We start from the raw sequence: 14,579 nt of genomic DNA, 5'->3' as shown, positions 1-14,579 counted from the left end.
TATGATTTGGTATGCCCAATAATTGGGGAATAGTTTATTTACTTTGATTGATATCAACCTTGGTTACACAGTTTTGTGCATCATCAAAATTTACCTTCACAGTCTGGATAACAGTATTTTTATCAAACTGAAGTCCTGCACAATACATGTAAAAGTTATTGGCTTTGCTATCGTTTACTTTTACAACAGTATTTTCGTTATTACAAAGATATTTTTGAAGTAAGTAATTATAATGTGAATTGAAATTGTTTCCATTTGCTATTTGCTGCAAATGACGTTTAAAATCATCATCAATTTTAGCATAGGCATCTTCTACACTTACATCCTGATCATTTAAGGCATCATAAGAAGGATTAATTTTGATTCTGTGTATGATGGGCTCAATACTCTCATCCGTATACAAGGTAACAATATAATCCCCTGGTTCCTTATAGGAATAGATTGCCAGTTTATCTTTGGAATCAGTAGTTCCACTTTCTCCAAATTTCCAGCTAAACTGCTTTGCATCGGAAACAGCACGGAATTGTACATTTTCGAATTGCATAGCCTGCAACGGTGCTTCTATCGTTGTTTTCGCCAATGCCGTATCTTTTGCCTTCTGGAGCGCTCTCGCAGAAACCAATACAGGAAAGGATTTTGAGTATTTATTGTCGATAATAAGTGTCACAGGATAATATCCTGGCTTACTGTAAAAGTGAATACCACTACTCTTTTCAGAAGTAGACCCGTCTCCGAAGTTCCATTTTTTGCTTTTTGCAAATTGAGTTTTATCTTCAAATACAAGTGTATCACCTACGCTTAAAGTAGATGGATATACTACCCCTACAATATCATCTGCAGAATGAATGACCTTTTTCTGCAACCATAATGCAACAAGAGCCGCAATTAGCAATGTTGCAATAACACCGATAATAATGTTCTTTTTGTTTTTTTGAAAATAATTCATAGTTATAATTGTGATGTGTTTTGATTGAGTATTAATTTTTTGCCTACTGAGTTCTCGCTTTTAATGCATTCTGTCTTTGAAAGACACGGTCTTTAGTTTCCCGAAGGCCAATCAGGCAATCCTGATATTGCTTCTGAAAGAGTTTGATATCTTCTGTTGTTCTGGAGATAATTTTTTTGTCCTCAAAATACATTTTATAAAATTGTGCGATCTGAGGATACGCATCTTTTCTGATATCAATAAAATCAGGGCCAAAAGTATTATTAATATCATTGATCCCTGTTTGAATAGAATTCTCTACGAAAGGTTCTGTAGTTTCATCTGTAAGCCTGCTGATCTGAACGAATGTGCTGTCCTGCAAACGCTGGGTTAGCTTTCGTTGCTGATCAAACTTTGCCTTCTGTTCAAGTTTCTGAATGGCTATAATATCATCCTCGGAAAAGGGCGATTTAAATCTTTTTAAAAAAATAATTCCTAAAAATATGAGTGCTGCTAAAAGCATTAAAATCAAATAGAAAAATTGATATTGCTTTTCTTTTTTAGATAATGTAATGTGTCCTTGCATAGCTTATCTTTTTCTTCGACTACCTGTGAATTTTCTTGTAGGGTCTTCTTTCAGTACATTTTCCATACTGCCTACTCTTCCCATACACCCATTTACGTCTCTTATTGCGATCTTTTTCTTATTGGAAACTTCTACAATATGATTTTTCAAAGTCAACATCGGGCTTATCTGTTTCATTAAAACAGAATAATGCTTGAAATTATCAGCACTATCTTTTCCCATAATGTTTTTAGCATTATTAACATTATCAATAATATCATTCCTGAGGAAGATATCATTTTCGACCCTATTGAGCCTGCTCATTCTGCTAAAGATGGTATCAACCTGTACTCTGAGGATATCACTGCGGCCCAATAATTCTCTATAGGCCTCAGCATCGCGGCTAACGCCGTCTGTTTGCGCATCATAACTTTTGAAAAAGAAAAACACGCTGGTAAAAGAAACAGCGGCTAAAACGACAAAGGATAGAACAAATTTCCAAATGCCTACTCTGACGTCCGACTTATTTAATTTTTTCTCTCTATTTGAAGACATACTTTGTGATTTGTTTTGGGTCTGTGAAAGTATAAAAAAAAATTATCCTGCACAATATCTAACTTTTCCGTGATATAACGGACTGTTTTTCATTTAAATTAAGATTAATTTTACCATTCATAAGTTTTTATTAATTTAGAACCCTAAATTTAATTATCATAAGCCAAATAGATATTAAATATTAAAGTGAATAAAATTTTAACCAATACTGTACGATTCTCTATTGCCGACAGCGATTTTTATTTTAAAAAGATACTTGTCAAAACGCTTTTAGAAAACCCTTTTTACATGCTCCTTAATGACTGTAACAATGGGCATGAACTCGTGAATAGAATCTACAGAAGACAGGAAGATGTCTTTGTCATTGAACTTTTCATGCCCGTACTAAGCGGAATTGAAGCCATAAAGTATATCCGAAAGAGCAATTCTGAAACACCAATCATTACGTATTCCGGAACCTACCAGGAAGATATGGCAGAAATACTCTCCAAGATCCCCAATATTTTTTATTGTGAGAAAAAAAGCAATATTATCAGAGATATTATAAAAGGACAGGTCGCCTCAAATACATTCGATTATGAAGCCTATTCTAAAGAATGGGAACAGCAGCCTCTTGCTGTTATGGAGTATATGGACCGACAAAAAAAGAGCCAGGAAGAGCTTTCTTCTACAGAAATACAACTAATGAAATTCTGCTATGAAGGCTTTAGCAATAAGGAAATCGGAGAAAAATTAAATCTCAGCACAAGGACTATTGACACCTATATCAATAGACTTACAGAGAAATTAGGACTCAAGACGAAACTTCATCTTATTCGATTCTGTGTTGAAAACGGATATTACAATTCAAGCATGTAAATGCATCTTAATATAATATTCATATAGAGTAAACATAAAAACCTCAACCCGTTACCGAAATTTTTTTGCCACTAATTTGCTAGTATTCAATTTTTTTAACTAAATTTGCACACCTAAAATTTAAAATTAAAAAAGGAAATGACAAAGGCAGAATTGGTAAACACCATCTCAAATAAGTTGGGAACAGAAAAGAATGAAACACAGAAAGTTGTAGAAGCTTTTATGCAGGAGATCAGGACTTCTATGTATAATGGAGATAACGTTTATCTAAGAGGTTTCGGTTCTTTTATAATTAAAACAAGGGCTGCTAAAACAGGAAGAAACATTTCTAAGAACACTGCAATCGAGATTCCTGCTCACAATATCCCTGCTTTCAAACCATCAAAATCTTTTGTTGAGAAAGTAAAAACTAAAGTTGCAGTAAAATAAAAATTAACTGAATATTAACTAGTTACTAAAAAATTTAAAATTATGCCAAGCGGAAAGAAAAGAAAAAGACACAAGGTTGCAACTCACAAAAGAAAGAAAAGAAGAAGAGCAAACAGACATAAGAAAAAATAATCTCTTTTTTTGAGATTTATCATATAATAATATAGTTGGTGTTTTTAATATTTTTATTTACACCGACTATATTTTTATTTGTAACTATAGGATTCTTAGGGATCAGTATTGATTTTATTTATGAAAATAAATAGCATAACTTTAATTACAAATTCTTAAATTTAAAAATATTTATTTACAAAAAGTCATGCCTATTTCCTATAATCTAAACAATTTTATCTTATAACAAAATGAAGAAAGAACTAATAGTTTCGCATGAGGATGAACTTACAAAGATTGCATTACTGGAAGACGGAAGACTATGTGAACTTCATGAGGAAGAGGACAAAAGTGATTTTATAGTTGGAGACTTATTCATAGGAAGAGTAAAAAAACTGGCACCCAACCTAAATGCTGCCTTCGTAAATATTGGCTATGATAAAGATGCTTTTTTGCATTATCAGGATCTTGGCCCACAATATCTTACGTATAAAAAGTTTTTAAAAGACACGATTTCTAAAAAACAAAGCTCCTCAAGCTTAAAGAATTTCGAGATACAACCCGAAATAGACAAAAACGGAACTGTAGATAAGGTCATTGTAAAAGATGATATTGTTCTACTGCAGATTACTAAAGAACCCATATCGACTAAAGGACCGAGAATTTCAACACAGGTTTCTTTAACGGGTCGTTTTTTGGTTTTAATCCCTTTTGACAATAAAGTTTCTATTTCCAAAAAAATAAGAAGTTTTGAGGAAAAAGAAAGATTAAGAACACTTATTGAAAGTATCAAGCCTGAAGGTTTTGGTGTTATCATAAGAACTGTTGCCGAAGGAAAAAAAGTAGCGGATCTCCACAACGATATGAATCAACTGATTCAAAAGTGGGAAGGTACTTTTAAAAACATCCAGAAAAACAAAGTTCCATCTAAAGTCTTAAGTGAAGAAGATAAAGCTTCAGCTATATTAAGGGACAATTTCAATCAGGACTTCGTAAGTATCATTTGTGATGATGAACAAATGGTAGAAGAAATGAAAAACTATGTGGAGGTCATTGCTCCCGAAAGAAAGAATATTGTTCAGTTTTACAATTCTCACATTCCTCTTCTGGAATATTACAACGTTGAAAAACAGCTTAAACAAAGCTTTGGAAAACACGTCAACATTCCAAGTTCAAAAGGAGCTTACCTTGTTATCGAACACACAGAAGCTTTACACGTAGTCGACGTGAACTCCGGAAATAACATTACGACCGGAAATGCAGCCAATAAAGAACACGCGCTTAACGTGAATAAAATGGCAGCAACAGAAATTGCAAGACAATTGCGTCTCCGTGATATGGGCGGGATTATCGTAATCGATTTTATCGATATGCCAAACGCCGATCACAGAAGAGATTTGTATGAACATCTGAAAGAAGAAATGAAACGCGACAAAGCTCGCCACAAAATTTTACCTCCAAGTAAATTTGGACTTATACAGATTACCAGACAGAGAAATCGTCCGGAAAAGCAAATCGAAACCAAAGAAGAAAACCCTAACAAAGACGGAGAAATTGTAGCTCCTATTGTTATTGTAGAAAGGATGGAAGAAACCATCAGAAATATCATGCAAAAAGATAAAGGAAAACTTTATCTGCATGTACACCCATTCGTGGAAGCTTACCTTACGAAAGGTATTAAAAGTATCCAGGTAAAATGGTTTGTAAAATATAAAAAATGGGTAACCATCATCCCAAGGGATTCTTTTAAATATTTGGAATACAAAATTTACAATTCTAAAAAAGAAGAAGTATCAGGATATTCCAATTAATACGACATTATAACCTCTAGTTTTCTAGAGGTTTTTTTATTTAAATTAGCTATATCAATTTCGTCATTTCAACACATCAGAAAACAATGAGTAAAGAGCACCACTACAAAAGCGTGATCCAGTGGACTGGAAACAAAGGATCAGGGACAAGTAATTACCGTAATTATGAAAGAAGCCACACGATTTCCGTAGAAAATAAAACGACCATTGAAGGATCTTCCGATCCGGCATTTCGTGGTGATAAGACCAAGCATAATCCCGAAGATCTGCTCCTTTCATCTTTATCCTCCTGTCACATGCTTTGGTATCTTCATTTTTGCTCAGAAGCTGGAATTATTGTGACTGATTACACTGACGTTGCAACAGGAATTATGGTAGAAACGGCTAATGGCAGTGGTCATTTTAAAGAAGTTACATTGAATCCTACGATCTCTGTTACAGAAGAGTCAATGGTAGAAAGAGCAAAAGAACTTCATGCGAAGGCTAATGAATTTTGTTTTATCGCCAATTCCGTTAATTTTCCTGTCAAACACCTCTCGACTGTACTCGTTAAACCTCTTTAATATTTCGATAACTTTTTACAACTGTACAGATTCGCAATTTCACAGTTTTACAATTTTACAAATGAACGATTCAGCAATTTCAGCATTCTGCTTTTTAGCAATTTCGCCCTTTAGAAATGGTTAATTAATGTTAATGGCTATTCAATTCTTCGAGATATATTACTAAATTTGAGCTATGGAAAGTTTTGGAAAAGATTTATTAAGAAAAATTAAAAATGTGGAATTGCCAGGGGAAAATGCTCATGGTGTATTTTCTCCACCTTATCGTCCTGTGTTCAATCATGATGAAATTCTAGAAAAGAATCCAAAATTTGCCGCTGTAAATATTGTTCTCTATTTAAAAAATGATGAATGGTATTTCCCATTAATTCAGAGAACCATTAACGAGCACGACCGGCATAGCGGGCAAATATCTTTACCAGGCGGAAAACGTGAGGAAATGGATCGGGATTTCGCAGACACTGCTGTCCGGGAAACTTCAGAAGAGATAGGAATAGATAAACACTATGTAAGGATCATAAGAGAGATGTCTCCTATTTATATCCCACCAAGTAATTTCTACGTCTACACCTATATTTCGTACACCAAAAAAAATCCAACTTTTGTTCTGCAACAAAGTGAAGCAGTAGAAACCATTGAGTTTCCGATCACTTCGTTTTTAAATCTTCCTGATCAGCCTGAAATTATGGCTCTAGAGAGTGCCGGAGGCCATGAAGTTCCCGTCATCAATTTTAATGGGTATATTATCTGGGGGGCTACAGCAATGATATTAAGTGAATTCAGTCAGTTGCTGAAAAAAATGTAACTTTGCACAACCGTGTTTAATTGAGAAATGGCGAAGAAAAATATTTTCACCGATGCATTCGGAACACCTTACTTTTTGAAAAGGTTAATTATTTTTATTTTGGGCTTTGTGTCTTACAGAAGATTCAATGGCTTTAATAAATTAAAAATAACCGGTACTGAACACCTTGTGGATCTCCCTGATTCTAATGTGTTGTTTGTATCTAACCATCAGACTTATTTTGCAGATGTTGCAGCCATGTATCATGCATTCTGTGCAGTAAACAATGGCTATTTAAATACCATTAAAAACCCCATCTATCTTCTTAATCCGAAGATCGACTTTTATTACGTAGCAGCAGAGGAAACCATGAATAAGGGTATTCTTCCTAAAATTTTTAAAATTGCCGGAGCTGTAACTGTAAAAAGAACCTGGCGGGCTGAAGGTAAAAATGTAAACAGAATGGTAGACCTTACTGAGGTTGATAATATAATGAAAGCTCTTGATAACGGCTGGGTAGCAACTTTCCCTCAAGGTACTACTTCAGCTTTCGCTCAAGGACGCAGGGGTACTGCCAAATTGGTTAAAAACCAGCGCCCTATTGTAATTCCTATTAAAATCAATGGCTTCAGAAGAGCATTTGACAAAAAAGGATTACGGGTAAAAGTAACAGGCGTAAAACCCACCATGGAGTTCAAAGCACCTCTGGATATTGATTATGATAAAGAAAATGCTCATCAGATTCTTTTGAAGATCATGACTGCTATAGAGCAAACTGAGGATTTCAATTTACTACACCAATATGATGAAGAACTAAAAGCTAAAAAATTAGAACAAAAGGATTCAGATAATTAAAAAAAGGTAAATTAATATGAAAAGGATAATAGGAATCTTATTCGCACTTATAGTATTAGTTTCATGCAATAGCCAAAAAGTATATTCAGATTTTGATATAAGCTACTCTAAAAGCGGAGGTTATGCTCCCGTTTATGAAAACTTACTTATCAAAGATAATAGTGCTCACTATTCTTTTGAAGGCGAAGGAAAAAAGATCAAACAAGATTTTAAAGTATCAGATGAAGATCTGAAAAAACTCAATACCGTTCTTTCTCAAAATAATTTTAGAAGAATACAGGAAGATCATAAAAAATTGTATGATAACGTAACTACTTCTATCAATATAAAAAAAGGACCTAATGAGGGCAGTAAAACAGACGCCAGTCTGGTTATGCCAAATTTCAAGACCAACTGGGCAAATATTATCAATGCCTTCCATGAGATTATTAATAATAATGTAAAAAACACTAAATAAAATTGAAAACCCATTTCATTGCTATCGGCGGAAGTGCCATGCATAATCTTGCCATTGCGCTAAAAGATAAAGGATATCAGGTGACAGGCTCTGATGATGCTATTTTCGAACCTTCAAAAACCAGGCTTGATAATAAAGGAATTCTGCCCAACGAATTGGGTTGGTTTCCAGAAAAGATCACATCCGATATTGATGCAGTTATTTTAGGAATGCATGCTCATCAGGATAATCCTGAACTGGCCAAAGCAAAAGAATTAGGTTTAAAAATATACTCATATCCTGAATTTCTTTACGAGCAGTCAAAAAACAAAACCAGGGTCGTTATCGCAGGATCGCATGGAAAAACAACAATCACTTCCATGATCCTTCATGTCCTGAATTTCCACCAAAAAGATGTGGATTTTATGGTGGGAGCTCAATTAGAGGGTTTTGACTGTATGGTCAAGCTGACTCCAGATAATGATTTTATGGTATTGGAAGGTGACGAATATCTTTCGTCTCCAATCGATTTGCGTTCGAAGTTTTTGCTATATCAGCCTAATATCGCTTTATTAAGTGGGATTGCGTGGGATCATATCAATGTTTTCAAAACATTTGATGATTATATTGAACAATTCAGAAAGTTTGTTGCAAGCATTACTCCTGGTGGTGTTTTGGTATATAATGAAGAAGATGCGGAAGTTGTAAAAGTAGTGGATAATGCGGAAAATTTCTTCAGAAGAATACCTTACAAAACCCCTGAATATGAGATCAGTAACGGTAAAGTATTACTGAAAACCGAAATAGGAGACATTCCACTTTCTGTTTTTGGTGCCCACAATTTATTGAATCTGGAAGGAGCCAGAAATATTTGCAGACATCTGGGTATTATGGATGAAGATTTCTATGAGGCTATTATGAGTTTTAAAGGAGCTTCAAAACGTCTTGAAAAAGTAGAAAGAGAAGATGGGGGTACACTTTATAAAGATTTTGCACATGCTCCAAGCAAAGTAAAAGCGGTAGTTAAAGCTTTTAATGAGCAGTTTAAAAAAGAGAAGAAATATGGCTTTCTTGAGCTACATACCTATTCAAGTCTAAACCCTGCTTTTTTAGAGCAATATGACCATGCAATGGATGGCTTAGATGAAGCAATAGTATTCTATTCTGAAGATGCTTTAAAAATTAAAAGAATGGAGCCTATCTCCTCCGATTTGATCAAGGAAAAATTTAAAAATCAGAATTTAAAAGTCTTTACCAACGCCGAGGAACTTCATGCCTATTGGGATATTTTAGACAAGACTCAAGGAGTCTTTCTGATGATGAGTTCCGGTAATTTTGGTGGCTTAGACCTAACAAAATAAATGACAGCCATGTCTATCGATGCTCCCTTCTTTAAAAAGAAGGGAGCTTTTTATTTAAAAAAGGGTGACTATTTTAGCTTTCAAAAAACATAAAAATGATCTAAATGAGAAAATAAATGCTAGGTAACAATTAATTAATCTAAAAAATAATAACTGAAGAATCGTTTTAAAATTACTATTATCCAATTAAATAATTTACCCATATATAAAATATGATAGAATTAAATCTAAATAATTAATTTTATTCTTCATAAAAGTCAAAACGAAATAACATATATCTATGATAATCAATATGTTAAAGTTCAATATTCTTCCTTCAGATTAAATATTTTAATTATTTTTATACTATTAAAACATTATAAAAATGAAGAAAATTTTATTCTTACTAGTGATCATATCATCGAGTATGAGTGCGCAGGTAGGTATTAACACAACACAACCTACAAAAACTCTGGATATCAATGGTGAGCTGAGAATCAGAACATTGAATCAGGGTGCAGACAATGATGTCATTTTATCAGCAGACGGTAATGGAAATGTAAGGAAAATTTCCAGAGATGAGTTAAACGGAGGTGGTTCATCGGGCTTTAATTCCACTATTTTAGGCTATGATCCGAAACCTGTTGCCAACAGGCAGCAACCTCCAGGTCCGGTTCCTGGTGGAGGAACAGCTACAGAATTTGGCTGTAAAAAATGGGCTGTCAACAACCATACCTATTGTGCCTATCAAATTTCACAATCCATCAACTGGTTCAACGCATTTAATTTTGGTAAGCAGATGGGAGGCTATTTAGTAACCATGCCGAGTGACGCTGAGAGAGCCTGGGTTAACACGAATATTGTAGCATCCGGAACCGGTTATAACTTAGCTAATAATATATGGATTGGTTTTAATAAAATCAGAAGACCGGGAAATCCTGATCAGCTTCAATGGATTACGGGAGAAGAATTTAGAATCAACTGGTCTACTAACCCCGCGACCACGGAAAACTGGTTTGCTGCCGGAGAACCCAACAATGCAGGAGGAAACGAAGGAGCGACCCACATACTGGTAGGTGGTGAAAGAAGGTGGAATGATCTCGCCGGAACAGTTACAAGCTCTAACAGCAGCCCAATGAATCAGCTTATTATTGAGTTTAACGAATAAATATAACATCCATTTTTCCACATAAAACTCCTTTCAAATTGAAAGGAGTTTTTGTTTAAACCATCTATTGTTATTCTTTAAAATATCTTTTCCACCTCAAGTATAAGCTCTTTTAAAATATCTGTAGCAGAGCTCTCACTGTAAGTATGGATCGACTGTCCCACCCATATATTTACAAAATCTGCATTATTCATCGCCTTCGCTACTTTCCGTAATTCACCGGTTAACTTATTCTGATATGGATAAGGCAGAATATAATCTGTCTCATCCAATGCTTTTGTAAATTGATTTCTGATTCCTCTTGCAAATCTTCCTGAAAAACTCCGGGTTAGAACCACTTCATTTTCAGTTACTCTTTGAAGCCTTTCTTTCTCAAATGGCTGGAGGGCGCTTTCCTGAGAAGCCAATAAAATACTGCCTACCTGAAATCCCTGTGCCCCTAACTCTTTTGACGCCCATAATGTTCTTGCATTATAAATACCACCTGCATATAACAGCGGAACCTTTACAGAGTCAAATACCTGGGATAATAAAGAAAAGCCACCAATTTCCGGAATGTTTTCTGGATCAAAAGTTCCCCGATGACCTCCTGCTTCAATTCCTTGTACACAAATGATATCAATCCCTGACTCTTCCAGCATCAAAGCCTCTTCTACAGATGTACAACTTCCGATGAGGGTAATATTATGTTCCTTCAATTTCCTGATGCTTTCAGCATCCAGATTCCCAAACGTAAAGCTCACTATCTTACACCCATGTTCGATAATCACATCAACTTGCTCATGATAACTGTTGACCTTGATATGTTCAAGATCTGGAAGATTAATCTCCAAATGATTTTCTTTCGCCAGTTCTTCGATGAATCGTTTTGTTTTTACAAATTTCTGTCGCAGATCATCTGTAATTTCAGGAATATGATGAGCAAAAATATTGACCGCGAAGGCTTGATCAGTTAATCTTTTTGTTTCTTGAATCAATTGAGCTGATTGGGCCGCAGACAGATCAGCCAGAGCCAAAGTTCCCAGACAACCAGCCTTTGCGGATGCTGCTACCATTTGGGGAGTGCTCACCCCAAACATCGGAGCCTGAATAATAGGATATTTTACGCCTAGTTTTTCAATTAATGTATTGGGCCAGATCATAACGTTATTTTTGATTTAAAATTTACGAAAAAACACAAAGAATTACAGGGAACATTCTATAAAATAGCTTGATAAATATCAGTTGCTATTTTATTTCTTACCTGCACCAGATTCTCTCTACGAAACCTCTGAAAGAAAAAAGCGGACTAAAGTCCGCTTTTGATACAATTTTATGATTAAATATCTGCTATAGAATTGAGCATCTTCACCTCCCATTCCGGATCTTTTGGATCAAAGAACAATCTTTTACCAGTATCCAATGAACGCACTACATTCATTTCATCTTCTGTTAATTCAAAATCAAATACATTAAAGTTCTCTTCAATTCTTGAGGGTGTAATAGATTTTGGAATAATAACAAAGCCTTCCTGCAGATGCCATCTCAAAATAACCTGTGCAACAGTTTTGCCATACTTTTCAGCAATTGATTTCAGCTCAGGATTTTGTAAAAGTTCAGCATTACCATTTCCTAAAGGGCTCCACGGCTGGGTAACAATGTTATTTGCACGGTCATATGCCTGCATTTCTTTTTGTTGGAAAATCGGATGTAACTCGATCTGATTGATCACCGGAAGAACAGTGGAGTTTGCTTTCAGTTCATCTAATTTCTCTACCGTAAAATTACAGACTCCAATGGCTTTGATTTTACCTTCATGGTATAATTCTTCCAGTGCTTTCCAGGCACCTAAAAAATCACCATACGGCCAGTGAATAAGATACATATCCAGATAATCCAGTTGCAATCTGTCTAAGGTTCTCTGAAATGCAGCTTTTGCTTTTTCATATCCATGATCCTGTACCCATAGCTTTGAAGTGATAAACAAATCATCTCTGTTTACACCACTATTTTTCACAGCACTTCCGACAGCTTTTTCATTAAGATAAATAGACGCTGTATCTATCATTCTATATCCTGAGTGAATTGCTTTGATTACTGCTTCTTCACAAACTTTCAAATTATCAATCTGCCAAACACCAAATCCTAATGCCGGGATATCAATTCCGTTATTCAAAGTAACAACAGGCTGCCCGGTGTACGTTTTTTTCTGCATAATTCTTTATTTTAATTTTTAATATAAAGTCTAACAAATTTGCAATAAAAAATTGAAATTTTATGTCTTAAATCCTCGCTTTATGAAATTTAAAATTTATTTATTTTTGCATGAGAATATAAAACAATGACCAGTCAGATTATTAAAGCAACATCAGAAGATTATCCCCGAATCATGGAAATCTGGGCATCATCAGTGAAAGCAACTCACGATTTTCTTGCAGAAGAGGATTTTAATTATTTTCAACAAGTAATTCCGAGAGATTACCTCCCTCATTTGGATGTTTATCTGATAACGGATAATAATAACGCAAAAGGTTTTGCTTCCGTAGCTGAAGACACTTTGGAAATGCTATTTATTCATGATGATTTTCGTGGACAGGGATATGGTAAGAAGCTATATCAGTTTATGAAAGACCAGATAGGCTTCACCAAACTGGATGTGAATGAACAAAATCCGCAGGCAGTCGGGTTTTACGAAAAAATGGGGTTTAAAAAGGTGGGAAGATCAGAAAAAGATAGCTCTGGAAAAGATTATCCAATAATTCATATGAGCATATAATGGAGTTTACATTTCATCAGATCGAAACCGATGAAGAAATCCCTTATGAATTGCTTCTATTGGCAGATGAAACAATAGAAGCGATTCATCAATATATTTTCAGGTGTGATGTATATGTTCTCAAAAAAGGCCAACAAAGCATTGCTGTAATGGCGCTTTTCAGGAGTAGTGATACAGAGTTGGAAATTAAAAATATCGCAGTAGCCGACCCCTATCAGAATAAGGGCATCGGTGGTATTTTAATCCGTAATGCAAAAAAGATAGCCAAACAGAATCATTATTCCTCTTTGCTTGTAGGAACTTCTGATACGGGGTTTCAGCAAATCAGATTTTATGAGAAAAACGGATTTGTTAAAAAAACGATACGTAAAGATTTCTTTATCGAAAACTACCCTGCTCCTATCTTTGAAAATGACCTTCAGATGCGGGATATGATCGTTTTAGAGTTTTTAACTCATAACTTCCCTGAATAGTTTTTTGATATGACCGATCTCCGATTGATAACTTGTTTTCTTGCGGCAACCAAAATATAACGTATTTTCAAGCTTTTTATCTCCTTCCCAGATCAGCTTAACATCCCCATTCTCAATTTCATTTTTACATAAAAAATCAGGTACCACAGCAAGACCTGTTCCTCCTTTCAGGCAACGGATAATTGAATTGAGATTAGGAACAATATAATTTGGACGGAAATTAGGTTTATGTCCAAAATTCAGAATCCAGAATTGAAAAAGGTGCTCCATATCTCCTGTGGTTCCATACCATTTTTCCTGCTTAAGCCAATCTTCTATCTGATCAAAATCTTTCGTTTTAAGTACTTTTTTAAAGCTATCCGTATCCACATCCTTCCCTCCTACCAAAATAATTTGTTCGGACGAAAAAGCTTCGTGTTCTATATTCAGTGATGATCCTTTTTTGGGTGTAATAATAAGATCTAAGATCCCTTTATCCAGTTGGTCGATCATTTCCGGATACTCTCCAAAACTGATAATTAAATTAAATGGCAACGTAGAGACATACTGTTCCAAAGTAGTTTGAAAAGTTTCAAAACACATTCCTACGCTGATCGTTGGGGTATGTTTTTCTGTAGATTTCTGGAAATTTTTCTCGACATTTTCAAGTTTCAGAAGTGGCTCAAAAACGGCATTATAAAGAACCTTCCCTCGTTCTGTAGGGATCATTTTCCTTCCTGTACGGTCAAATAATTTATATCCTACATACGCTTCCAAAGAACTTAAATGCAAGCTCACTCCCGGTTGGGAAATGAATAAGCTTTCAGCAGCGCCGGTTAAAGTCCCGGTCTTGTAGATCTCTTTAAAAGTACGGTACCATTCTAAATTAACCATATTTTAGTATTTAAATTATGATACGAAATTACAAAATAATCAGAATATTAATAGATAGAAGATAACTATTCCTGGGAT

General features: G+C 34.9%; 17 protein-coding genes. 11 read left to right on the top strand and 6 right to left on the bottom strand.

The genetic code is table 11. From position 1 onward, the window contains the following. Positions 1–34: 34 nt before the first annotated feature. Genes CEY12_RS19380 through tssO (CEY12_RS19370) form a run of 3 tightly spaced genes read right to left on the bottom strand, consistent with a single transcriptional unit; the run spans position 35 to position 2,045 of the window. Positions 35–946, bottom strand: coding sequence for a PKD domain-containing protein (locus CEY12_RS19380; protein ID WP_089029236.1), 912 nt, complete (start codon positions 944–946; stop codon positions 35–37). A 43-nt stretch (positions 947–989) separates the two neighbouring features. Next, on the bottom strand, positions 990–1,511 hold the full coding sequence (tssO, locus tag CEY12_RS19375) for a type VI secretion system TssO (protein ID WP_089029235.1): 522 nt from the start codon (positions 1,509–1,511) through the stop codon (positions 990–992). Positions 1,512–1,514: 3 nt separating this feature from the next. Next, complete coding sequence (gene tssO / locus CEY12_RS19370) at positions 1,515–2,045, bottom strand: type VI secretion system TssO (RefSeq protein ID WP_089029234.1); 531 nt, start codon at positions 2,043–2,045, stop codon at positions 1,515–1,517. A 186-nt stretch (positions 2,046–2,231) separates the two neighbouring features. Here tssO (CEY12_RS19370) and CEY12_RS19365 point away from each other — a divergent pair, with 186 nt between their 5' ends. The 9 genes from CEY12_RS19365 (at position 2,232) to CEY12_RS19325 (ending at position 10,400) form a co-directional block, all read left to right on the top strand. Further along, positions 2,232–2,903 carry a response regulator transcription factor gene (locus tag CEY12_RS19365; protein ID WP_089029233.1) on the top strand — a complete coding sequence of 224 codons (672 nt, stop codon included), beginning with the start codon at positions 2,232–2,234 and terminating at the stop codon, positions 2,901–2,903. Positions 2,904–3,041: 138 nt separating this feature from the next. Beyond that, the gene (locus CEY12_RS19360) at positions 3,042–3,332 is read left to right on the top strand and encodes an HU family DNA-binding protein (protein ID WP_002984212.1); all 291 of its coding nucleotides are present in this window, start codon (positions 3,042–3,044) and stop codon (positions 3,330–3,332) included. Positions 3,333–3,694: 362 nt separating this feature from the next. Continuing rightward, positions 3,695–5,254: an Rne/Rng family ribonuclease gene (locus tag CEY12_RS19355; RefSeq protein ID WP_089029232.1), complete on the top strand. Its 1,560-nt coding sequence runs from the start codon at positions 3,695–3,697 to the stop codon at positions 5,252–5,254. 86 nt (positions 5,255–5,340) lie between these two features. Continuing rightward, positions 5,341–5,817 carry an OsmC family protein gene (locus tag CEY12_RS19350; RefSeq protein ID WP_089029231.1) on the top strand — a complete coding sequence of 159 codons (477 nt, stop codon included), beginning with the start codon at positions 5,341–5,343 and terminating at the stop codon, positions 5,815–5,817. 175 nt (positions 5,818–5,992) lie between these two features. After that, complete coding sequence (locus tag CEY12_RS19345) at positions 5,993–6,622, top strand: NUDIX hydrolase (RefSeq protein WP_089029230.1); 630 nt, start codon at positions 5,993–5,995, stop codon at positions 6,620–6,622. Between the two features lie 27 nt (positions 6,623–6,649). After that, positions 6,650–7,456, top strand: coding sequence for a lysophospholipid acyltransferase family protein (locus tag CEY12_RS19340; RefSeq protein ID WP_089029229.1), 807 nt, complete (start codon positions 6,650–6,652; stop codon positions 7,454–7,456). 16 nt (positions 7,457–7,472) lie between these two features. After that, positions 7,473–7,913, top strand: coding sequence for a hypothetical protein (locus CEY12_RS19335; RefSeq protein WP_089029228.1), 441 nt, complete (start codon positions 7,473–7,475; stop codon positions 7,911–7,913). Positions 7,914–7,915: 2 nt separating this feature from the next. Next, positions 7,916–9,253 carry a UDP-N-acetylmuramate--L-alanine ligase gene (locus CEY12_RS19330; protein WP_089029227.1) on the top strand — a complete coding sequence of 446 codons (1,338 nt, stop codon included), beginning with the start codon at positions 7,916–7,918 and terminating at the stop codon, positions 9,251–9,253. A 364-nt stretch (positions 9,254–9,617) separates the two neighbouring features. Further along, positions 9,618–10,400, top strand: a complete 783-nt coding sequence (locus CEY12_RS19325; RefSeq protein ID WP_157676856.1) for a C-type lectin domain-containing protein — start codon at positions 9,618–9,620, stop codon at positions 10,398–10,400. Between the two features lie 77 nt (positions 10,401–10,477). Here the strand turns inward: CEY12_RS19325 and CEY12_RS19320 are convergent, their stop codons facing one another. Together CEY12_RS19320 and CEY12_RS19315 are read right to left on the bottom strand one after the other, a co-directional pair. Continuing rightward, positions 10,478–11,542 carry an NAD(P)H-dependent flavin oxidoreductase gene (locus CEY12_RS19320; protein ID WP_089029225.1) on the bottom strand — a complete coding sequence of 355 codons (1,065 nt, stop codon included), beginning with the start codon at positions 11,540–11,542 and terminating at the stop codon, positions 10,478–10,480. Between the two features lie 176 nt (positions 11,543–11,718). Continuing rightward, complete coding sequence (locus tag CEY12_RS19315; RefSeq protein ID WP_089029224.1) at positions 11,719–12,594, bottom strand: aldo/keto reductase; 876 nt, start codon at positions 12,592–12,594, stop codon at positions 11,719–11,721. Between the two features lie 126 nt (positions 12,595–12,720). Between CEY12_RS19315 and CEY12_RS19310 the strand changes: the two genes are divergently transcribed. Continuing rightward, positions 12,721–13,155, top strand: coding sequence for a GNAT family N-acetyltransferase (locus CEY12_RS19310; protein ID WP_089029223.1), 435 nt, complete (start codon positions 12,721–12,723; stop codon positions 13,153–13,155). Then, positions 13,155–13,628: a GNAT family N-acetyltransferase gene (locus tag CEY12_RS19305; protein ID WP_089029222.1), complete on the top strand. Its 474-nt coding sequence runs from the start codon at positions 13,155–13,157 to the stop codon at positions 13,626–13,628. Before CEY12_RS19310 ends, CEY12_RS19305 begins: the two co-directional genes overlap by 1 nt. On the opposite strand, the gene CEY12_RS19300 is transcribed toward CEY12_RS19305, so the two are convergent. Beyond that, a complete protein-coding gene (locus tag CEY12_RS19300) occupies positions 13,605–14,501 on the bottom strand; it encodes a LysR family transcriptional regulator (protein WP_089029221.1) in 897 nt (298 codons plus the stop codon). The genes CEY12_RS19305 and CEY12_RS19300 overlap by 24 nt on opposite strands. Between the last annotated feature and the right edge of the window lie 78 nt (positions 14,502–14,579).

Source organism: Chryseobacterium sp. T16E-39, assembly GCF_002216065.1.
Classification (GTDB): domain Bacteria; phylum Bacteroidota; class Bacteroidia; order Flavobacteriales; family Weeksellaceae; genus Chryseobacterium.
This window is presented reverse-complemented; position numbering and strand designations above follow the sequence as displayed.